Here is a 21,986-nt window from a genome sequence, read left to right as displayed (position 1 = left end):
GTAGCACTGGCTATAAAGCTTGTTTGATTGTTTCTGCGATTGTCGTCATCTCTGCGGGGCTATATTGTTCCATATGGTTGCCAAAATGCATGGAGAAATCATCTTCCTTGCTGTAACGAGGTATCAGATGAATATGGCTGTGGAAAACAGATTGGTAAGCCAGTTCTTTGTTATTGTTGATGATGTTCAAACCTTCAGCATCAGGAAAGGCCTTTTCTAAGGCTTTGGCAATCTTGGGAATGCGGGCAAAAACCGCTGCCGCCAGTTCTTCATCGTATTCAAAAATATCGGTGACATGTTTTTTGGGAACCACCAGCGTATGACCTTTTGTCACTTGGGAAAGGTCTAAAAAGGCGTAGACAGCCTCGTCTTCGTAGACTTTGTAGCTGGGGATTTCACCAGCGACGATCTTGCAGAAAATACAGTCCTTCATGTGCAACACTCCTTTATTTAGCTTATGATAAAGCTTTGCCAAACAGTCATAATTAGCCGGCAAGCTTTCTTTTCTCATAAGAATTTCCGCGTTTTCCTGATAGCAGGACACAAGTCTACTTTATCATAATTTTCCTCAATAAGAGAGAGAAATACCCCGCAGCGAATCAATCATGTATAATTGTAGTGATGCCACGTGCATTGAAGGGACCATTTGAAAATGGTCCGCCAAGTTCTTGAATAAAGGAAGGAGCGTCTGGCATGTCTTTTTTCGGCAAACTGGATTTCAATGACCTTTCGGATACCGATCAGGCCATTTATCATTACATGTCTTCAAACAGTGACAAAATTCCTTATATGCGAGTACGGGAAATCGCTAACGAAAGCCATACTTCGGCTTCCTCAGTGATGCGCTTTATTCGCAAGTTGGGGTATGACAGTTTTTCTGAATTTAAAAGCTATTTTCGAGTGGAGCAGACGCCGGCCAATACCGATGAAGTATTTGCGGCAATCAAAGCCTTAAATCCGGACAGCTTTCCTCGGGATCTGGAAGCCACGCTATTAAATATCAGTGAACGAATTTTGGAATCAGAAAATGTCATCTTTTTCGGTATGGGGTCATCTGGTTCCATGTGCGAATATGCGGCTAGACGTCTGGCAGTGCTGGGCTGCAACAGCTTTGCACTAACGGATCCTACTTACCCCTTGATGTCTAAATTGAAAAATACTTCCGACAATATGCTGGTCGTACTTTCTGTTACTGGTAACACAACAGAAATCGTGGAGATCGTCAATGGCTTTCGCCGTAACGATGACACGACAATTGTGGCCATTACCAGCGATGTCAATTCTACCCTTGGAAAAATGGCCGACTATGTTTTGGACTATCGCATCGAGGTGCAGCGGGTAAATAAACACGAAGATCTCACCAGCCAACTGCCTTGCTTGTTTTTGATTGAATCTTTGACTAATTCACTGCAGCGCTTGTTGGGGTAGTCGCCGGCTGCTTCAAAACGGGTTACTTTAAACAAGTCGCTGACACAAGTAGAGCATTTTCCTGAAGTGTAACGCGGTGAGAATAGTTCTATCGTCGTCCTACAAAGAAAATATGAATAAGCGCGAGACATCAGCCAACGGGTATCTTCCATTAATTGAGTGGGAGATGCCCGTTTTTTTCATAATCAAAAATATTAAGAAAAGTCAGTATCAGTCAGTCTTTACCTGAATCAGACTGTTAGCTTTTTTCTACTTGAAAGACAGTCCAGATTACTTGCGAGGACTCAAAAAATGAGCAAGTGCCAGCGTAGCGGAAGTTCCCTTTTTAATTTCGCCGGTAAATCAGTCGCTATCTTCGGTACGGCCGGTACCAATATGGTGTATATCCCAAAAGTCAGGTACATTTACCGGAAGCTGCGGATCACCTTGTACCTGAAAACGTTTTTACTTATACTTTGGGCAGTCAAGTCCTACTAGGTTGCCAGCAAAAGCGTGCTGAGCCGGTAGCAGACTTTCCGGCTGCAAAACAAAAGCAGGGTGTTTTGCAGACCATTAGAAAAAAGGTGAATAAAATGAATAAAACATTTCCAGAAGAATTCTTGTGGGGCGGTGCAGTAGCGGCTCACCAGGTGGAAGGCGGTTGGAATGAAGCGGGTAAAGGCTTGAGTATCGCAGATGTGATGACAGCCGGAGGAAATGGCATTCCCCGAAAAATCACAGAGGGTGTGTTGGCGGATGAATATTATCCCAACCATGAAGCCATCGATTTTTATCATCGTTACAAAGAAGATATCCAGCTGTTTAAAGAATTGGGATTAAAAGCTTTCCGGACCTCCATCAACTGGACGCGGATCTTTCCTAAAGGGGATGAGACAGAGCCGAATGAAGCTGGGCTGCAATTTTATGATGAGTTGTTCGATGAGCTGTTGGCAAACGGAATTGAGCCGGTAATCACCCTTTCTCACTTTGAAATTCCCTATCATTTATATGAAACATACGGCGGATTTCGCAACAAAAAATTGATTGATTTCTTCCTTCATTATGCCAAGACGGTCATGACTCGTTACCGCAACAAAGTAAAATACTGGATGACTTTCAATGAAATCAATAATCAAGCTGACGGGCAACATGAATTGCATACCTGGACGAATTCAGCAGTCAAGATTGCTGCTGGTGAAGACAAAGAAGCAATTATTTTCCAAGCGGCGATCAATGAATTGATTGCCAGTGCAAAAGTTGTCAAAGCAGGACATGAAATCAACCCTGACTTTATGATTGGCTGCATGATGGCTTATGTTCCGGTTTATCCGTATTCTTGCAACCCGGAAGATTTGATGGCTTCAGTAAAAGTCATGGATCGCCGTTTCTTTTACAGTGACATTCATGCTCGCGGCGTGATTCCAAGTTATGCGAAAACTTATTGGGAAAGTCGCGGCTTTACTATCGATGTCACGCCAGCTGAAGAAGCGGCATTGGCTGAAGGTTGTGTGGATTACATCGGCTTTAGTTATTATATGTCCGGGGCGGTTACTACCCTTCCAGACATTAAAGGAGAATCAATCGTAGAATTTCCTAACGCAAAAATGGTAGGAAACCCATATGTCAAAGCAAGTGATTGGGGTTGGCAGATTGATCCGGTAGGACTGCGCTATACCCTGAATATTGTCTATGAGCGCTATGGGCTGCCTTTATTCATCGTAGAAAATGGTTTTGGGGCTTACGATCAGGTGGCAGCAGACGGCAGCATCCACGATCCTTACCGCAGTGACTACCTGAAAGCACATATCCAACAGATGAAATTAGCAGTTACCGCAGACGGTGTCGACTTGATGGGCTACACTCCTTGGGGCATCATCGATTTGGTGAGCTTTGGTTCTGGTGAAATGGAAAAACGTTACGGTTTCATTCATGTGGATAAAGACAATCAGGGCAACGGCACGTTAGCTCGGAGTAAAAAAGACTCGTTTGGTTGGTATCAACAAGTGATTGCCACCAACGGAGAGGAGCTTTAAACATGGAAACAGCAAAATTGCAGGATCTTTTGCAAGAAATGACAGTCACCGAAAAAGTGGCGCAGCTCGTACAGCTGACGCCGGATTTCTTCAGTGAAGGCGGCGAAATCACTGGGCCGATGCAGGAATGGAATCTGACAGCAGAAAAGCTGTATCAGATTGGTTCCGTTTTGGGAACCCACACAGCAGAGCAAGTCTACCACATCCAAAAAGACTATCTGGCCCACAATCGTTTGCAGATTCCCTTAGTATTTATGGCGGATGTGATTCATGGCTATGAAACGATTTATCCGATTCCTTTGGCGCTGGCAGCCAGCTTTGATCCGGAAACAGTGGCAGAAGCAGCGCGTTTGTCTGCAAAAGAGGCCGCCGCAGCTGGCGTTCAGGTAACCTTTTCTCCCATGGCAGATTACATGAAAGATGCCCGTTGGGGACGGGTACTGGAGGGCAACGGCGAAGACCCGGTGCTTTCTGAAGCGCTGACTCGGGCATACGTGCGCGGCTACCAAGGAGCAGAAGGGGAATTAGCAGAAAACAAGGAACGACTGGCGGCTTGCGTCAAACATTTTATCGGCTATGGTGCTGCAGAAGGCGGTCGTGATTACAACACAGTAGACTTTTCCGACCTGGAAATGTACCGTAATTACTTGCCAGCTTTTCGAGGGGCAGTGGCAGAAGGGGCCAAACTGGTGATGACTTCTTTTAACACCGTGCGTGGCATACCTTCTTCTGCTAATAAAGAACTGATTCAGAAAATATTAAGAGACGAATTGGCTTTTGATGGCGTGTTAATCTCTGATTGGGCCGCAGTTATGGAATTAATCGCCCATCGAGTAGCAGCGGATCGCAAAGAAGCAGCACAGCTGGCATTTGAGGCCGGCGTCGATATGGATATGATGAGTGACTGCTATTTGACCGGATTAGAAGAATGGCTGGTTTCTGAAGAAGACCTCCGTCGATTGGATGAAGCAGTGATGCGTATCTTGCATTTGAAAAACGATTTAGGACTTTTTGAAGATCCTTACCGAGGATTGACTGAAGCAGGAATCACAGAAAAATTCGATGCCCGAGAAGTGGAAAAGTCGGTGCTGGAAACTGCTCATAAGACCCAAGTATTGTTAAAAAACCAAGAGGACTTGTTGCCACTTACCCCCGGACAAAAGGTAGCGTTGATTGGTCCAAAAGCTGATTCGCAAGATATTTTGGGGGCCTGGTCATGGATTGGCCAAACAAAAGCAGCTGTCTCATTAGCAGCCGGTCTGCAAAGCAAGCCGGTTGAAGTGACGCTGGTACCTTTTGTGGACGGACAAGTACTGACAGATGCCGAAATTGCTGCGGCTTGTCAAGCAGCTGAAAACCAAGATGTCGTAATCTTGGCTGTCGGTGAAACTTCTGAAGAAGCAGGTGAAGCCGCCAGCCTTGCAGACATTCGTTTGTCTCGTCGTCAACAAGAACTGATCCAAAAAGTCAGTGAAGTAAATCGGAATATTGTACTCGTCGTGTTCAGCGGTCGACCGCTGGCATTGACTGAGGTAGCAGAACAGGCAAAGGCCATATTACAAGTCTGGTTCCCAGGCAGCCGTGGTGGGCAAGCCATTGCGGATGTCTTGTTAGGAGACAGTGCACCTACTGGTAAATTACCAATGAGTTTCCCTCGCTCTGTCGGTCAACTCCCACTAAGTTATCGGATGCTATCGACAGGTCGACCAATGACATCGGCAAATAGTGATCAGAAATACATTTCCCGCTATATGGATGAAGACAATACGCCGCTGTTTGCTTTCGGTCACGGCTTAACTTATGGTGAGCTGATTGCTGAAAAGACTCAGCTTTCAACTGCCGAATTGTCGGAAACAGGCACACTGACAGTATCAGTAACCTTGCGAAATCCAGGCCATCGTTTTGTAACAGAAACAGTCCAATTATATATAGAAGATTTAGTAGCTGAAATTGCTTTGCCGATGATGGAATTAAAACAATGGCAGCAAGTTACAATCGCTGGTGGAGCGTCGCAGCAGCTCAGCTTTACGTTGACTGAAAAAGATCTGCGCTATGTGCACAGTGATCTGACGATGCGAAGTGACAGTGGTGAATTCAATGTGTTTGTTGGCTTCAGTTCTGCTACTGCCAAAGAAGTAGGCAGCTTCCGATTAATCAAATGATTTTCACAAAGTCAGTGAAACATATCAGATTCGCGGTGGTACGAGTTGTACCATCGCGGATCAGGTATCAAGACCGCGGTACAACAGCCACAACTACCATAAACGGTTGTTTTTGAAAACGTTTTTAATTATGATACAAATGTGATTAAGAAATGAAGATTTTTGTTCATCTCACAAATAAAAACGTTTTTATATAGAGGCTCTACCTTGCAGGCTTTCAAGGTAAAAAAGACTGTATCATAAGTCCAAAAATACCAAATCTTGCAAAAGTAAGAGGCTTAAACCGGGGGTGAAAAAACTGGTAACAAAACATCGAATCACCATCAGGGATGTAGCCAAAGAATCTGGCTATTCCATCGCAACAGTTTCCAAGGCCTTGAACGGCGTCGATGTGGTGAAACCCCACACGAAACAAAAAATTTTAGAAGCAGCTGAACGACTCCACTATGTACCCAATTTAATGGGTAAGCAGCTGAAAAACGCTCAGACGAAGATGATCGGATTTTATACGACCAGTATCAGCGGGCCTTACTTCAGTATTTTAGTGGAAGCAATGGCTAGAGAAGCCGAGAGACGCGGCTACGGCATCAACGTATTCATCTCTTACGACAAGAAAGTGGTATTGAACAGTATTTTAGGCAGTGTTGTGGATGGCATCATCGGCTTTGAAGATCTTTTAACGCCGCAAGATTTAGATGCTGTGAAGCGAGAAGGTATTAAAGCCGTCTTCATTGATCGAGATGTCTGCTCAGAAACTATCGGCAGTGTCGTGTTTGATTCCTATGACAAAGGGCGAGAAGCAACAGAACAACTGTTGGCAATGGGCCACCGCCGGATTGGGTTTATCAAAGGAGTCGACGGAGTATTCGATGCGGACAGTCGGGAGGCCGGCTATCGGGATGCATTGTTAGCCGCAGGAATTCCGGTGGAAGAAGAGCTGATGCTGTCGGGATTGTTTGAAGAACAGGCGGCCTTTGAGAATATGGTAGAATTTCTCAAAAATCCGCCAAAAAAACTGCCCACCGCTTTTCTGGCTGGCAATGACCTGAGCGCAATCGGGAGCGTTAAAGGAATTTTACAGATGGGCTATCGGGTTCCGGAAGATTTCAACGTGATGGGATTTGACGGCATTGATCTTCTGGAATATTTCACCCCGAAGCTGTCTACGGTGCGTAATCCTATCAAGGAACAAGGCATCTTAGCTGTGGATCATCTGCTGGATCTCATCAATGAGCAGGCCACCGGAACCTCCTTTGTTTTGGAAGGGAAATTGTGCATCAGAGAATCAACGAGTATCAGACAGGAGGAGTAATCGTGTATATCGGGATCGACGTTGGGGGAACCCACACGAAATTCGGGTTGATCACTACAGCCGGCGAGGTCATTGAAAAGGCTATGATCGACACGAACCATGACAAGGACCAATTTATTGAAGACCTCATCGCAATTATCACCAATTATCAAGCAGAGCATACAGACATCCTTGGGGTGGGGATCAGCGCACCAGGCATCATCAAAGCAAACGGCTATTTACTGACAGCCGGTGCTATTAAACCGTTATACGGCACTAATTTAAAAGAAGCGATTGCCAAGCGGGTTCAATTGCCGGTAAAAGTCGAAAATGATGCCAATGCCGCTGCCATCGCAGAACGTTGGATTGGTAACGCGCAAGGGATGGAAAATTATCTTTGCATGGTACTGGGCACCGGTATCGGTGGCGGTATCGTAGCAAACGGCCAAGTGTATCGAGGCTTTAACGGCATGGCCGGCGAATTTGGTTGGATGTTGATGGATCGCTTACCGGCTACCGGTGACTTGGAGACAGTTTCTATGAATCAGCGAGCAGCCGTCGTGGGTGGCTTGTGTTATCAGTACCAGCTAGCATTGGCAAGCGCTGCAAGCGAGCTGACTCCGGTAAATGACGCTCGAGAAATTATGGAACGGGCGGCAGCCGGCGAACAAATTGCTGAAAAGGTGTTGGCAGATTTTTATCGAGATTTGGCAGTGGGACTGCTGAACCTTATCAGCTGCTTTGATCCAGAGGCAATCTTGATCGGTGGTGGCATCAGTGCGAATGAAGCTTTCATGAATCGTTTGAAGCAAACGCTAGCGGAATTGATCAGCCGCCATCACAGCTTGGATTACCTGCAAGGAATTGTCGAAAACAAGATCTTGTCTGCCAAATTAGGAAACGATGCCGGCATGATCGGTGCTGTTTATCAATTGCACCAGACATTGATTTAAAAAGACTTGCGAAGGTCGGAAATGTAAGGGCTTCAATACAAGTGAAAATTCAACTGTATATTGACAAAAAAATCAGGAGGTTAGCAAGTTGGAAAACAAGGTTACTAAATCACCCCGTCCCCCCCGCAAAAAAATGGGGTTTTGGGCACGGTTGCGATCACAGAGTTTCTTCCAGGCAATGGTTTGGCCGGGAGTTCTGTTGATGATCGTCTTCAACTTCATTCCACTTTACGGCATCATTATCGCATTTAAAGACTACTCGGTATTAGACACAATCGCCAATGCACCTTGGGTAGGGACACAGTATTTCCAAGAATTTTTCAGTGATTCAATGTTTTGGACAGTAATGAAAAACACGCTGGGAATCAGCTTCTTGAAACTGTTAATCGGTTTTCCAGCAGCCATTTTGTTGGCAGTTTTGATCAACGAGCTCGTCAATGTTCGCTTGAAAAAAGTCGTGCAGACGGTTTCTTATCTGCCCCACTTTCTATCTTGGGTAATTCTCGGGGGCATGTTCATTACTTGGTTGTCTGATACCGGGTTGGTAAACAATATCTTGATGGACTTCGGCATGATCAAAGAACCAATCCGCTTTTTGACCGATCCTGATAAATACTGGGCAATTGCCGTATTATCTGACATCTGGAAGGAAGTCGGTTGGAACACAATCTTATATATCGCCGCTATGACCGGTATTAACCCGGCATTGTACGAAGCAGCTCGAATGGATGGCGCCAGCAAATGGCATCAAATTTGGAATATCACGTTGCCATCAATCCGCCACATTATCGCATTGACTTTCGTCTTATCTGTCGGCGGGCTGTTGGGTTCAAACTTAGATCAGACTTTGGTGTTACAAAATCCTGTGAACTATCAAACCAGTGAAGTTATCAATTCCTTCGTCTATAAGATGGGGATTCGTCAAGGGGACTTCTCTTATGCGACCGCCATTGGTTTGTTCGTATCGGTGATTTCATTGATTCTGGTTGTCGGCAGTCACTTCTTCACCAAGAAGATTAGTGACGAGTCCGTATTCTAAAAAGGAGGGAGAAAACGATGAAACAAAATTTTTCCAAAGATGAAAAAATCTTCAATGTCGTCAATGTAATCTTCATGATTTTCTTTTTGGCCATCATCGCGCTACCTCTGTGGAATATCGTGGCGCTGTCCTTCAATGATGCCACGGATGCTGCGAGAGGCGGAATCTACTTTTGGCCCCGCAAGTTCTCTGTTGAAAGCTATCTGACGGTTTTTGAAGACAAAGCAATCTACAAGGCCTTTCTAATCTCGGTTTCAAAGACGTTGATTGGGGTGGTGCTCCACACGTTGGTAACGTCGATGGTCGCTTATGGGATGAGCCGACGTAATTTAATCGGTCGTAAGCTCTATATGAATTTGGGAATTTTGACCATGTTCGTTTCTGGCGGGATGATTCCAACGTTCCTGTTGTTTAAACAGTTGGGCTTGCTGAATAATTTCTGGGTTTATATTCTGCCGGTTTTATTCTCTTTTTACGACATGGTGATTTTGATGAATTTCTTTCGCAGTATTCCTTACTCACTGGAAGAATCAGCCATGATGGATGGCGCAAATCCTTTCGTCGTCTTCGTGAAAATTATTTTGCCGCTGTCACTGCCGGTATTGGCAACGATTGCTTTGTTCCACGGGGTTTACCAGTGGAATGACTATATGACAGCCAATATTTACGTGGATGACCGCAGCTTGTATCCGCTACAGATGCTCTTGTTCCGTATCGTTTCTGATAACTTGTCACCGGCCGTTGCTACTGGGGCCAACGTAGTTCGTAATACCACATCGCAGTCCATGCAGCTGGCGACGATGGTTGTGACGACTGTACCGGTAGTAATTATTTATCCATTCTTACAGAAGTACTTTATCCAAGGAATGACCCTTGGTTCAGTAAAAGAATAATTAATTAAGGAGAGAAAACACAAATGAAGATGAAAAAGGTATTGATGACAACAGGTATCGCTATGTTGAGTTTGATCACGTTAGCTGCTTGCGGCAGTGGCGGTTCTAGTAAATCTGGCGGCAGTGAATCCAAAGGCGCAGCCGCTGCAGATAAGCTTCCAGAAGCTCGTTTTGAGGCTGATAAAGAAACACCAAGCTGGCAAAAAGACACAGATCATGCTGCAAAATTGAAATGGTATGTCAACTTTGACTGGTATGCACAACCAGGCTGGGCCAAAGACACCGTAACTAAAAAAATTAAAGACGACATGAACATTGATGTTGAGTTTATTTCTGGGAACGATGAAAAACTAAACACCATGTTGGCTGGCGGTGACTTGCCTGATTTGATGACCTTTGACAAAAACTTATCTGCGGCGACTGAAGCGCCAAAATTTGCTTTGCCGTTGAACAAATTGGCAGAAAAATACGATCCATACTTCACGGAACACGCAGCCAAAAAAGAATCTCTGAAATGGTTTACGTTGGAAGATGGCAATATCTATGGTTATCCTTCTTTCTCTACAACTAAAAAAGACTACGATGACGGCAATGTTGTTGGTGACCAAGTCTTCATCGTTCGTAAAGATATCTATGAAAAAATCGGCAGCCCGGATATGTCTACTCCAGAAGGCTTCCTGGATGCTTTGAAAAAAGCCAAAGAAGCTTTTCCAAAAGCAGATGACGGTTCTGATCTAGTCGCATTTGGTTCAACGGCATTGGATATTGCAAACGGTGGTGACGGAGCATACGGCGGGATTTTGCAAGACTTCTTGAATATCGCTCCTTCAAAAGACGGCAAATTCAATGACCGCGACAGCGATCCTGAATACTTGAAGTGGTTGGAAACCTTCCGTAAAGCTTACAACGAAGGTTTTATCACCAACGACCAATTTTCTGACAATGACAACACGATGAAAGAAAAATTGGGTCAAGGACGTTACTTTGCTTATCTGCACACCAACACTAAAGGCTTGAACGAATTCATGTCAGATAACAATGCCCGTAACGCTGAAGAAACCTATATCGCTGTTGACGGACCGAAAAACTCTAAAGGTGAAAACCCAACCTTCTCAGGCGGGAACATTGGTGGGTGGACACAAACATTCATCACTACTTCTACTAAAGAACCACAAAAAGCAATGGAACTCTTGACTTACCTGGCTTCTGAATACGGCACAATGGTAACAACATTTGGTGTGGAAGGCGAAACGTATAACTTGGTAGACGGCAAAGTAGAATACTCTAAAGAAACAGAAGATCTGCGAAATGCTGATATTGCCAAATTCGATAAGACAGTGGGCTTGGGCTCTTACTGGTTCGTAGGTAACGACAACTACGCTATCCAAATGGGACAAAAACCAGCAACTTCTATCCGTCAAATGGTAGAATGGGCATCTGACAAATTGGCACCGCGCTTCGAAATTGAAGACATCGATCCGAAAACCGGTAGCGAAGCCCGTAATTTGACTAAGATCAATACCGAACGGGTACAAGCGTTGGTTTCTCTAATCCAAGCTAAGTCTGAAGACGAAGGCAAACAAATCTGGGATAACTACTTGGCAAGCCGCGACAACAATGGCTGGGACAAGATTGTTGATCACCGCAATGAAAAAATCCAAGAAAACATCGAAAAATTGAAATAAACCACTCCTCTTTCTTATCGAAGAAACAACTACTTGTTGGCTTCGAAAAGTGCTCGGAAAAACGGCGGCTCATCTGTCGCTGTTTTTCCATTACATAGTCAAAGTCACAAATGAATGAAAGGCGGTCTTTGCTGATGTTTGGTATCGACAGTAAATTTTATAAAATCGCAACTTGGATCTATCGAATCATGCTTACGAATATCTTATTTTTGGTGGCAGCACTGCCAATCATCACCTTGGCGCCGGCACTTGCGGCATTGGTCAATACCTTAAAGCACACGGAAGACCCGCATATCCTCAAGCCGTTTTTCCGATACTTCAAAAAAAATCTCTGGAGCAGTCTACCATTGGGATTTTTCAATGTATTTTCCGGGGTCTTTATGATGGGGCTGATGCAGTCAAACCTGTCAGGCTCTTTGACTCTCAAATTGTTATTGGTGGTTTTCGGACTGTTTTTGGGCATGTATAACTTGAATTTGTACCTGACCCAGATGTCCTTTAACTACAACGGTTACTTTGATTTGTTCCGTATGACGTTTGTGATTACTTTGATGACGTTGTATAAATTGGTTTGGCCGCTGCTCTTGTTTGCTGGTCTTTGCTATTTCTTAATGCCGGATTTTGCTGTAGGCTTTTATCTCTTTTTGATTAGCGGACCGATGGCACTCTATGTACAGCTGTACCAACGGCAGATTCCGTTATTTGCCACGGCTTAAAATTTTTCCTCGCCACTGTTGTATCGGCGGGGATTTTTTTGTCTGGTGCCAATCGTTTCTTGCCGCTGATAAGTAACGACAAAGCTTTGATTGTAAAGAAAATTTTGGGGCCTGCTTGATAAACGGGGAGTTTCAAGCATAGAGCACAGCTTGGCAGTTATGAAAGAATACTGTTACAGGAGCTGACAGCAGATCGTTATCTTTTGATAAAAGCTGCCACCAGCTGTCGCCGCCTTTTTGCCGTGGTATAATAATCTGGTAGTTTTCAGTAAGGCTTTAATGGATCAACAAAGCGTAGCAGCTTAGAGCTTTACCGGAAGTTAAGCAAATACGGAGGCTTAGAACATGACATTAACTATCGAACATCTTTCCGGCGGCTATGGTCAGCTACCGGTGTTAAAAGATTTGAATTTTGAAATTAAAGACGGGGAACTGGTGGGGCTAATCGGTCTCAACGGTGCCGGTAAAAGTACCACGATTAAAGAAATTATCGGCTTGTTGCAACCCCAGTCCGGCAGTATTACTTTAAATGGGATGACGTTGGCCACTGATCCGGAAAATTACCGTAAACAGATTGGCTACATTCCCGAGACGCCGGCACTCTATGAAGAGCTGACGTTGAAAGAGCATATTGAAATCACGGCCATGGCCTATGATATTCCCATGGAAGAAGCGATGCAGCGAGCGGACAGTCTGCTAAAAACATTTCGTTTAGATAATAAGCTGGAGTGGTTTCCCGCGAACTTTTCTAAAGGAATGAAGCAAAAGGTAATGGTGTTGTGCGCCTTTTTGATCGAGCCGGCACTGTACATCATTGATGAGCCTTTCTTAGGTCTGGATCCATTGGCAATCAATTCACTGTTGGAGCTGATGGGTCAGATGAAAAATGCTGGAGCGTCAATTTTGATGTCCACCCATATTCTGGCGACGGCAGAAAAATACTGCGACCGCTTTATCCTGCTTCACGAGGGCAAGATTCGGGCACAAGGGACGATTGATGATCTGCGACAAGAGTTTGGACTGCAAGATGCGTCACTGGACGAAATCTATTTGAGCCTGACGAAAGAAGCAGGTGGTGTCTGATGAAAGAGCTGTTTCAGCGGCGTCTACAGCTGCATCAAAAGCAGATGATGCGCTATTTACGCTATGTATTCAATGACCACTTTGTTTTGGCCTGTACTTTCCTGCTGGGGGGAATCGGGTTGTATTACTCCGATTTGGTGAAAAAACTGCCCGAAGGATTTTTACCAGGGCAATTTCTGGTGATCATTGTCTTAGCGGCGGCTGTTCATCTGGGAAGTTTTGTGAGTCTGACTAAATCTGCCGATGTTGTTTTTTTATTGCCAAAAGAAAAGCAGATGCGAGGGTATTTGGAAAAGGGGCTGCGCTATTCGCTGATTCTGCCTTTTGTCACCTTGTTTTTGGTAACAGGCTTTCTGATGCCGTTGTACGTGGTCAGCGGGCAAGGAAGCTTTGCCGACTTTTTACCATTAGTGGTGACTGTCTGGGGATTGAAAACAGCACATTTGCAATTACAGCGTTATCGTTTATTCCAAAATAGTCTGGATCAGAGACGGTGGTATTTACTTTGGCTAGCCGCCGTGCTTTGCTCTTTGTGCTTGGGAATCTTTGTCATGCCTTGGTTGGCTGCGGCAGCAGGGCTGGCAGTAGCAGTAGTTTTTTGGCAGGTACTGTGGGTACGGGTGTCGCGACCGTTAGATTGGGACAAAATGATTCGACTGGAAGCCAATCGGATGCACCGAATCTATCGTTTTATCAACTTGTTTACGGATGTGCCCCAGATTGCTGCTTCTGTCAAACGACGGAAATATCTGGACAAGTTCTTAGCAAAAATTCCCCAGGATAAAGATCATACTTACCTTTATCTCTATGCAAGACGGATGTTGCGCGGCTCAGAGTTCAGCGGTTTGTATCTGCGGTTGGTAGCGATTGGCGGTTTACTGCTGTATTTTGTCGATGAAATTTGGTTTTCTGTGGGCTTAGGTGGCCTCTTTCTTTACCTGATCGGGTTCCAACTGGCGCCTTTATACAATCAGTTTCAGTACATGGTGTTGATTCGCCTGTATCCGATAGCCGCCGATCAGAAAAAACAAGCGTTGCAACAGCTGCTGTTGGTTTTATTGTTAGTGGCGGCGGTGATTTTTGCGGGTATCGGCAGTATTCCTTATGCTTCGTGGCAAGATCGAGGGATTTTGTTGGCAGCTTTCGTTGGGGTAGCCCTCGCATTTAATTATCTTTATCTGCCTCTTCGCCTCAAAAAAATGGCGGATTGAAGCGGGAAAACCGCTTTCTGTCAACGAAAAGGGAACGTATAGTCGCTTGACGAAGAGCAGTTGAGAAGCTAGAATAAGTGTTACTTTGTAAAAAACGATCGGCTGATAGGCTTCGAAGACATTCTTCGAGGCTTCTCAGCGTGTCAATAGGCTGTAAAGCCCAATCTCACAGTGTTTTGACTGGCGGGATGAGGCCCCAGTCAGGTCAGTCACATCAACTGCAAGCTGGCAGCCGGACTGACAAAGTTTTTGATTATCCTGCTTGCGAAAGGAGCGCCGCTGATGGAATTTCAACTAGGACAAGACTGGCAGTTGAGCCCCATCAAAGGGGACACTGGCAAAGCCTATCTAGGCTTAAAAGATGATGCCAAAGTCTTCGTAAAACGAAATACCACGCCCATGTTGGCGGCTCTTTCCAAAGAAGGAATCACTCCCAAATTAATCTGGACCAAACGAACCGGTAACGGCGATACTTTCTCTGCCCAAGAGTGGTTGGAAGGCCAGATGATCTCACCAGAAGAGATCGGCCAACGCAATGATGTCGTGGATGTCTTGTATCAACTCCATCATTCAAAAACTTTGATCCAAATGTTAGAAAAAATCGGTGGGGACATCGTAACACCCCAAATGATGCTGGAGGAGTATCAACTGGCATTGCCTCATCCGGTAGAAACCAACCGTTTTTTGCAGTTGGTGTTCCATTATTTAAAACACAATGTGCCCGCCTTTGATGAAAAGGACAAAGCAGTGGTTCACGGGGATGTCAACTATCGTAACTGGCTAGTGTGCCGTCACTACCTATACCTGGTGGATTGGGATTCAATCATGTTTTCTGATCCTTGCGTAGATGTTGGAACCTTTTTAGGTCACTATCGACCAAAATCTTCTTGGAGTTCTTGGCTGTTAAGCTACGGCATGATGCCTTCTGCTGAAAACTTGGAAAAAGTTTACTGGTATGCTCTGTTTTCACTGCTTCAAGAGATCAAAAAATATTACAATCGCGGTGATTTTGACCGCATGAATGAAGTCATTACTCAGCTGAAGCGGGTCTTCAGCGATTGACAAGTCGGATCCCACCGCCGTGTACAGCCAAAGACACCGGCGGAGGGGACCCGTTTTTTATTGAAAAACGAAGAGACAGCGGGACACTCCGCAATAACGGAAAGGAAACAAGACCATGCGAGTAAGAAAACGTAAAGGTGCCGAAGAAATGTTGGCAGAGCATCCGGAGATTGTCCTAGAAGAAGCGACTGCCTGGAAAGGTCGTTGGCAACAGCTGTTCGGCAATGACCACCCTATCCATATCGAGATTGGTATGGGAAAAGGAAACTTTATCACCGGTATGGCTCAAGCACATCCTGAAATCAATTATGTCGGGGTGGAGATGCAGGTGAGTGTGGTTTCTCATGCACTGGACAAAGTGTTGGAAAAAGACCTCCACAACGTTCGACTGCTGCACATAGACGGCTCAGCGCTAACTGAATATTTTGCAGACAGCGAGGTAGATCAAATCTATCTGAACTTCTCCGATCCTTGGCCTAAAAAACGACATGAAAAACGCCGACTGACCTCACCGGATTTTTTGGCCGTAGATGAAACTGTTTTGAAACCCGCAGGTGAGATTCATTTCAAGACTGACAATCAAGGACTCTTCGAATATTCTTTAGGTAGTTTTTCTCAATACGGTATGACTATTCAAAAAGTTTGGCTGGATCTGCATAACAGTGACTTTGAAGGCAATATTATGACCGAATATGAAGAAAAATTTTCCTCACGAGGGCAACGAATCTACCGTGTGGAAGCGCGCTTTCCCGATAAACGCAAAAAATAAAGCTAAACACAAACTGCTTTTGAGCTGAATGACAGCTTGAAGGCAGTTTTTTTTGTTTCAGGATCAGCTCAACTATTTTTGATGTGCTTTAGCACGGAAAGATGAGGAAAATGGCGAGGTAGAAGCACCTTTTTTTGCGGTATATCAAAGGAGACGCATCTAACAGAGGAATTTCTGCTGTCAGCAACCTAACGCTTACTGGAGAAGGGGTTCTTTTTTATTACGGCGCAAAGTTTGAAACCGGTGAAAATTTTGTCTGGAAAAGTTGGCTGAGTAATGAAATCAAAAGCGAAAGGGTGACGTATCTTTTTTTGAGGAGGTGAACAATGGATATCCAAGGCTTATCAGATGAGCTGATTCATTTCGGCACAGCAGAAGCAGTCCAAGATCTTTATATTCAATACCAACAAGAAAGGTGGGCTGCAGTCTTTCGTAAGGGCCAACAGCTGACTGTCTATCAAGAGTTGGAGGAAAACTGCGCCAAACAGCTGATTACCCGCTTCAAATATCTAGGGGAGATGGATGTGGGCGAAAATCGTAAAGTACAGCTAGGTGCCATTAGTTACCCGCTTTTTGAGGGGGTCCAGCAGCGGTTGCGCTTGTCGGTGGTAGGGGATTATCGGACAAGAGAAAGCCTCGTCATTCGGTTTTTACATCCGCTTAAAGAAGCCGCTGTCCGCTACTTTATTCCGGAGCAACAAGAAGTCTTGGCTCAGGCAGTCTCACGACGGGGATTGTATTTGTTTTCCGGTCCCACCGGTAGCGGGAAGACGACGTTGATGTACCAGCTGGCACGGCAAATGAAAGGGCAAGTAATCGCGATTGAAGATCCAGTAGAGATTGAAGAGCCGGCATTTTTGCAGCTACAGACCAATTCGAAAATCGGTCAGACCTATGATGTCTTGATTCAACTGTCGCTACGGCACCGGCCAGATGTCTTAATTATTGGGGAAATCAGAGATACGGAGACTGCCAAAGCAGCGATGCGAGCGGCATTGACGGGTGTCACCGTTTTTGCCACAGTCCATGCAAAAGGGGTTGCCGGTACTCGTGGGCGAATCCATGAATTGGCTAATGGAGAAAAAGAGCTGGCCGAGTGTCTGGCAGGGATCATTTATCAGCGTTTGTTGCCTTTTGATGCGAAGCACTTAGGAGTTTTATTGGCATATGATTTTGTAGGAAAGGAACTGCCTTATGGAGACTGGCAAAAAAACCTTCAGCAGTTGGCAGCAAAAGGGCAACTGGCGTCAGCTGAGATGGAGAGGGAACTTTAATGCACAAGTGAAGCAACAGCACATTCAGACGCTGACAGACCTATTGAAAAATGGCTTCAGCCTATCAGAGGCGCTATGGGTGATGCGACGTTCTGGGCATTTTGTTTCGGAGCGCTTGGTGGAGTTTCACAATCGCTTAGCAATAGGCGCTGAGTTGGCCGAGTGCTTTGAGTGTTTGTCTTTTACGTCGCAGGAAAAGGCTCAAATCCAGCTTGCTCAGCATCATGGAGATTTGACGGCGACCTTAGCCAATATTGCTCAACAAATGCAGTTGACTGCCAAACAACGCCAGGAATTGTTGAAGACACTGACCTATCCGGTATTGCTGTTGATATTTGTAACGGCACTGCTTCTGGGAATGCGTCAATTTTTGCTCCCACCGCTTTTGGCAACAGGAATGATGGCAAAAGATCATTGGGGAGTACGCTTTTTGACAGAGGTGCCCTATTGGCTGGCTGGGTTAGTCGGGTGTTTGTGTATCGGCTTTTTGTTGCTGCGGATGTGGTTTAGGCGCTGCTCAGTCTTGCAGCGCTGCACCTTTTGGAGTCGTTTGCCACTCGTGGGGGGCTTTTATCGCTTGTTGGTTACCAGCTATTTTGCGCTAGAGTGGGGCAAACTTTTTCAAGAAGGCCTTGAATTGCGACAAATCATCGAAACGATGCAAATCACTTCAAAAAAGTCATTGATGTACCAGCTTTCCCGTGAATTGGATTTGAGTTTGCAAGAAGGTATCCCATTAGCAAGACGTCTCGCCCAGTATCACTTTTTGACACCGGAGTTTTCACTGATTATCTTTCAAGGTGAAACCAAGGGACGTTTAGGAACAGAGTTGGTTTTGTACAGTCGTCTGACCCAAAAACGCTTTTATCAAAGAATGGAAAAACTATTGCATTTAGTCCAACCACTGATTTTTTTACTGGTGGCACTGTTGATTGTCAGCGTATATGCGGCCATTTTTCTACCCTTGTATGGAAACTTAAACGAAGTACTGTAGCTACCAAAAGCGCAGTTCAATGGGGTATTGGAAAAGTTGGTTAGCTGTGTGAAAAAGGAGGAATCGTTATGAAAAGATTGAAAAAATGGTTGCGAAAAGCTCGCGGATTTACGCTTGTTGAAGTCATGGTCGTGATTTTAATTATCGGTGTACTGATCATCATCTTGGTACCAAATGTCGGAAAATCAAAAGAAATCGCCAGTAAGAAGAGTGACGATGCATTGGTGCAGTTAGTGGAAAATCAACAGCTGCTTTATGAAATTGATTTTTCGGTAAAAGATCCCTCTTTGGAAGAGCTCGTTCAAGCCGGTTACTTGAATGAGGAACAAAAAGAAGCTTATGAAAAGATTACACCATAGCGCCTTTACGGTTATGGAGTCGCTGTTGGTTCTTCTTGTGATTGCAAGTTTTAGCCTGCTACCGGTACTTGCATTAAAAAATTGGCAGGAAGAGTTGGCGATTCAACGTTTTTTCAGCCGTTTTGAGAAAATGGTTTTGGTCTGTCAGCAGATTGCAATTGTCGAAAAAAGAGCAACAGGAATCACCGTGGATCCAACAACTGAAACCGTGACATTTGTAACGGAAGCCACGTCTGGCGGATCGGGCGGGGGTTTTTCGGAGGATCGATTTACACCGCTAGCATTTCCTGAAGCGGTTAAGACGCAAGGCACCAGTAGTGTGTCGTTTGGCTTTACTGCTTCAGGGACTGGAAGCCCACAAAAATTGCTGAAATTCACCTTCTATGTAAACGGTGGAAAAAATTCAGTAACTTATGCTATTCAGATGGGGAGTGGACGATTTGCAAAGACGACGACCTAGTGGATACATTTTATTTGAGGCACTGGTTTCGCTGGGAATGCTGAGTATCGGCATTTTGATTTACCACGCCGGGACTTTACAGATGTTGAGCCAAGAGCAGGCGCAGTATCGACGTGTTCGTTGCGCGCGAGTATTGAAGGAAGAATTTCGAGAGTATCTGGCGCAAGGTGGGGAACGGGAGCGTCAGTTAGACTATGATGAGGAAGTCTATCGGGTCTTTTTTTCGGAGGATAAGCGCTATGGAAAAGTGGTCAATGACGATCAAGAATTGGCAATCCGCCTGGAGACTGCCAGCTTTCACATTGATTGAATGTCTGATCGCCCTGGCAGTCTTGGGGCTTTGTATGTTGCTGGTAGGACCTGTGATTCAATCAAGTCAGCGTAACCAGATTTATTTGGCAAGCTACCAGGACCAGGAGTTTGAAGTAGCTATGGTCCAATTGCAAGAAGAGATGAAAGGATTGACCTTTTATAATGCTGCGAGTAGCACATTTTACTATAAGGACGCTAACGGAAAGCAAGCAGAATTTCGCGTGGTTAACAATGTGTTTGCCAAGACACTGAACACTGGTCATCAGCCACTGGTTATGAGTGTGCAAGGAATACGTGTCACCAGGCAAACGCAATCTTTGTTGATTAGATTTACATTTTTGGACGGGAAGGTGCGCTATGGCAAAGTTCTTATCGCTCCACCGAAGAATCAATCATAGAGGCGGAATTATGCTGTCGGCCATCGGGCTGCTATTTTTAGTGAGTGTTATCTTTTACACTGCTATCGAAAATCGACGGTTGACTGCTGACATCGCCCAACGTACGCAGCGAGCCCACATAGCAGAAACCATGGGAGAGCTGTTCTGGCATCACTATCGAAAGCTGCCTGAAGAAGAGCGTCCGGAAAACGGCCGGATGACCTTCAATACCGGTTATGTTGAATTTGGCCGTGACGAAAGCGATCATGGCAAATTGAAGCTGCGAATCTGGATTGCCGGACGCAGTTATGTCAAAGTGCTGCCAGACAACTGAGGGAAATCTGGTTGTAAGCTTCACTGGTTTCATTGAAGACAAAAAACAGGCTCAACATTGGAAACAAGACTTGATGCTACTCTGTGAAAAGCTGAAGTCATGCGTTTGTGCTATTTAGAACTTCACAGCGAAATAGCGCTTGAAAATAGCTATCAGATACCCGGATTGACTCCGGCTCACTTTTTTACTTTGCTGAACAAGGGCTGCAGCTGCAAAGTAATTGGCTGTCTGTTTTTGCCAAAGACAGCAGGTGAGACGGGGCTGATTTGGGTATTTTTGTTGAAGTAACAAGGGCTGAATCATGGTGATTTTCGTTATTGAAACGGCTTAAACTGTTCGCTGTTTCACAAAGAAAAAGGGGGAAATCCGTTGATAAATCAAGGGAAATCGGCTAAAATTGTACAGGTATGTTGGTTGTTATAATCAACCGCTAAAAAATAGTCAGACAGCGAATCAGATTTCAGCAGTCTTTGCTGAGGTGAAATTTTCTGGTTGCCGCTGTAAAAATGACTGATAAGGCGAGGTGGCAATGTGTTCCCTGAAAAGATCGAAAAAAGTTTTGATTTGAACCTGGAGGCAATCCAATTGCTGCAAAATGCATTGGCAACCTCTTTTCTTGATGCATATGTCGAAAATGTTGAAAATCAACTGGATGATTTTCAAGTCCGTGTGATGGAAGGCCGTCCTGATGAACTGACTACCAAGCGAATCGAAAAGCTCTATGGCCAGTTGCAGGAACTGTCGTTGGCGCCAGAAGATATTCGCAAGTTGTCCCAATTGTTGTTGTTGAAAGGCAGCAAGACTGAAAAAATGCAACCGAATCATCAATTGACGCCGGACGGTATCGGATTTTTGTTCGTCTATCTATTGGAACAACTCTATCCTCAGGAAAAACCGCTGACAGTGTTTGATCCGGCAGTAGGGATGGGGAATCTGTTGTTAACGGCTTTGACAAATCTGACATTGGCTAAACGTTCTGTAAGAGGTGTCGGCGTGGACATCGACGAAACCCTGCTGGCTGTGGCTGCCGCTGATGGTGAATGGATAGGCGCTAATTTACAGCTATTCCACCAAGATGGGTTGCAGGATTTGTTGTTGGACCCAGTGGATGCAGTGATCAGTGACTTGCCGGTGGGATATTACCCGCAAGATGAAAAAGCTGCCCGTTTTCTGACCGCAGCTCCAGAAGGACACAGTTACGCTCACCATCTGCTGATGGAACAGGGAATGGCCTACGTGAAGGAAAACAGTTTTGGAATCTTCTTATTACCGGCGAATTTTCTTGAAACACAGCAAGCGCCACAATTGAAAAAACTTTTCACCGAAAGAGTTTATCTGCAGGGGATTATTCAGCTGCCAGACGAACTGTTTTTGAACAAAGAGTCCCGCAAGAGTATTATTTTACTGCAAAATCGTGGCGAACATGCCCGTCAAGCAGAAGAAGTATTGGTAGCAAAACTGGCGACTTTGAAGGATCCAGTGAAGATCACCGAATTCTTTAAACAATTCGAAGACTGGAAAGCCTCGAATTTATAATAAAACCACTACACAGACAATCGAAGGAGACCTAGT

General features: G+C 45.0%; 22 protein-coding genes. 21 read left to right on the top strand and 1 reads right to left on the bottom strand.

Going from position 1 to position 21,986, the window contains the following annotated elements; all coding sequences use genetic code 11:
* Window positions 1-10 precede the first annotated feature (10 nt).
* Window positions 11-433, bottom strand: coding sequence for an HIT family protein (locus BAU14_RS01585; protein WP_161898341.1), 423 nt, complete (start codon window positions 431-433; stop codon window positions 11-13).
* Between the two features lie 260 nt (window positions 434-693).
* Between BAU14_RS01585 and BAU14_RS01580 the strand changes: the two genes are divergently transcribed.
* The 21 genes from BAU14_RS01580 (at window position 694) to BAU14_RS01480 (ending at window position 21,950) form a co-directional block, all read left to right on the top strand.
* Complete coding sequence (locus tag BAU14_RS01580) at window positions 694-1,428, top strand: MurR/RpiR family transcriptional regulator (RefSeq protein WP_161898340.1); 735 nt, start codon at window positions 694-696, stop codon at window positions 1,426-1,428.
* Window positions 1,429-2,000: 572 nt separating this feature from the next.
* Window positions 2,001-3,440: a 6-phospho-beta-glucosidase gene (locus BAU14_RS01575; RefSeq protein WP_161898339.1), complete on the top strand. Its 1,440-nt coding sequence runs from the start codon at window positions 2,001-2,003 to the stop codon at window positions 3,438-3,440.
* A 2-nt stretch (window positions 3,441-3,442) separates the two neighbouring features.
* Window positions 3,443-5,602 carry a glycoside hydrolase family 3 N-terminal domain-containing protein gene (locus tag BAU14_RS01570; RefSeq protein ID WP_161898338.1) on the top strand — a complete coding sequence of 720 codons (2,160 nt, stop codon included), beginning with the start codon at window positions 3,443-3,445 and terminating at the stop codon, window positions 5,600-5,602.
* Between the two features lie 289 nt (window positions 5,603-5,891).
* Complete coding sequence (locus tag BAU14_RS01565; protein WP_237580391.1) at window positions 5,892-6,914, top strand: LacI family DNA-binding transcriptional regulator; 1,023 nt, start codon at window positions 5,892-5,894, stop codon at window positions 6,912-6,914.
* A 2-nt stretch (window positions 6,915-6,916) separates the two neighbouring features.
* Complete coding sequence (locus tag BAU14_RS01560) at window positions 6,917-7,846, top strand: ROK family protein (RefSeq protein WP_161898337.1); 930 nt, start codon at window positions 6,917-6,919, stop codon at window positions 7,844-7,846.
* A gap of 133 nt (window positions 7,847-7,979) precedes the next feature.
* A complete protein-coding gene (locus BAU14_RS01555; protein WP_161898397.1) occupies window positions 7,980-8,885 on the top strand; it encodes an ABC transporter permease in 906 nt (301 codons plus the stop codon).
* 17 nt (window positions 8,886-8,902) lie between these two features.
* A complete protein-coding gene (locus tag BAU14_RS01550; protein WP_161898336.1) occupies window positions 8,903-9,778 on the top strand; it encodes a carbohydrate ABC transporter permease in 876 nt (291 codons plus the stop codon).
* Window positions 9,779-9,801: 23 nt separating this feature from the next.
* Window positions 9,802-11,463 carry an ABC transporter gene (locus BAU14_RS01545; protein ID WP_161898335.1) on the top strand — a complete coding sequence of 554 codons (1,662 nt, stop codon included), beginning with the start codon at window positions 9,802-9,804 and terminating at the stop codon, window positions 11,461-11,463.
* A 134-nt stretch (window positions 11,464-11,597) separates the two neighbouring features.
* The gene (locus BAU14_RS01540; protein WP_161898334.1) at window positions 11,598-12,179 is read left to right on the top strand and encodes a YesL family protein; all 582 of its coding nucleotides are present in this window, start codon (window positions 11,598-11,600) and stop codon (window positions 12,177-12,179) included.
* 345 nt (window positions 12,180-12,524) lie between these two features.
* Window positions 12,525-13,262 carry an ABC transporter ATP-binding protein gene (locus BAU14_RS01535; RefSeq protein WP_161898333.1) on the top strand — a complete coding sequence of 246 codons (738 nt, stop codon included), beginning with the start codon at window positions 12,525-12,527 and terminating at the stop codon, window positions 13,260-13,262.
* The gene (locus BAU14_RS01530) at window positions 13,262-14,473 is read left to right on the top strand and encodes an ABC transporter permease (RefSeq protein ID WP_161898332.1); all 1,212 of its coding nucleotides are present in this window, start codon (window positions 13,262-13,264) and stop codon (window positions 14,471-14,473) included. The genes BAU14_RS01535 and BAU14_RS01530 overlap by 1 nt, the downstream gene beginning before the upstream one ends.
* Before the next feature lie 282 nt (window positions 14,474-14,755).
* Window positions 14,756-15,535, top strand: coding sequence for a phosphotransferase family protein (locus tag BAU14_RS01525; RefSeq protein WP_161898331.1), 780 nt, complete (start codon window positions 14,756-14,758; stop codon window positions 15,533-15,535).
* 115 nt (window positions 15,536-15,650) lie between these two features.
* Window positions 15,651-16,304 carry a tRNA (guanosine(46)-N7)-methyltransferase TrmB gene (trmB, locus tag BAU14_RS01520; RefSeq protein ID WP_161898330.1) on the top strand — a complete coding sequence of 218 codons (654 nt, stop codon included), beginning with the start codon at window positions 15,651-15,653 and terminating at the stop codon, window positions 16,302-16,304.
* Window positions 16,305-16,630: 326 nt separating this feature from the next.
* Window positions 16,631-17,578: a competence type IV pilus ATPase ComGA gene (gene comGA / locus BAU14_RS01515; RefSeq protein WP_161898329.1), complete on the top strand. Its 948-nt coding sequence runs from the start codon at window positions 16,631-16,633 to the stop codon at window positions 17,576-17,578.
* Window positions 17,499-18,572, top strand: a complete 1,074-nt coding sequence (gene comGB / locus BAU14_RS01510; protein WP_161898328.1) for a competence type IV pilus assembly protein ComGB — start codon at window positions 17,499-17,501, stop codon at window positions 18,570-18,572. The genes comGA and comGB overlap by 80 nt, the downstream gene beginning before the upstream one ends.
* A gap of 68 nt (window positions 18,573-18,640) precedes the next feature.
* Window positions 18,641-18,931 carry a competence type IV pilus major pilin ComGC gene (gene comGC, locus BAU14_RS01505; RefSeq protein WP_161898327.1) on the top strand — a complete coding sequence of 97 codons (291 nt, stop codon included), beginning with the start codon at window positions 18,641-18,643 and terminating at the stop codon, window positions 18,929-18,931.
* Complete coding sequence (gene comGD, locus BAU14_RS01500) at window positions 18,912-19,391, top strand: competence type IV pilus minor pilin ComGD (RefSeq protein ID WP_161898326.1); 480 nt, start codon at window positions 18,912-18,914, stop codon at window positions 19,389-19,391. The genes comGC and comGD overlap by 20 nt, the downstream gene beginning before the upstream one ends.
* A complete protein-coding gene (locus tag BAU14_RS01495; RefSeq protein ID WP_161898325.1) occupies window positions 19,372-19,701 on the top strand; it encodes a hypothetical protein in 330 nt (109 codons plus the stop codon). The genes comGD and BAU14_RS01495 overlap by 20 nt, the downstream gene beginning before the upstream one ends.
* Window positions 19,631-20,101: a competence type IV pilus minor pilin ComGF gene (comGF, locus tag BAU14_RS01490; protein WP_161898396.1), complete on the top strand. Its 471-nt coding sequence runs from the start codon at window positions 19,631-19,633 to the stop codon at window positions 20,099-20,101. The genes BAU14_RS01495 and comGF overlap by 71 nt, the downstream gene beginning before the upstream one ends.
* 10 nt (window positions 20,102-20,111) lie before the next feature.
* On the top strand, window positions 20,112-20,414 hold the full coding sequence (gene comGG / locus BAU14_RS01485) for a competence type IV pilus minor pilin ComGG (RefSeq protein WP_161898324.1): 303 nt from the start codon (window positions 20,112-20,114) through the stop codon (window positions 20,412-20,414).
* Between the two features lie 531 nt (window positions 20,415-20,945).
* On the top strand, window positions 20,946-21,950 hold the full coding sequence (locus tag BAU14_RS01480) for a class I SAM-dependent methyltransferase (RefSeq protein WP_161898323.1): 1,005 nt from the start codon (window positions 20,946-20,948) through the stop codon (window positions 21,948-21,950).
* Window positions 21,951-21,986 lie beyond the last annotated feature (36 nt).

Source organism: Candidatus Enterococcus leclercqii, from assembly GCF_009933135.1.
GTDB lineage: Bacteria > Bacillota > Bacilli > Lactobacillales > Enterococcaceae > Enterococcus_C > Enterococcus_C leclercqii.
The sequence above is the reverse complement of the archived record's forward strand: the minus strand, read 5'-3'. Positions and strand labels throughout refer to the sequence as shown.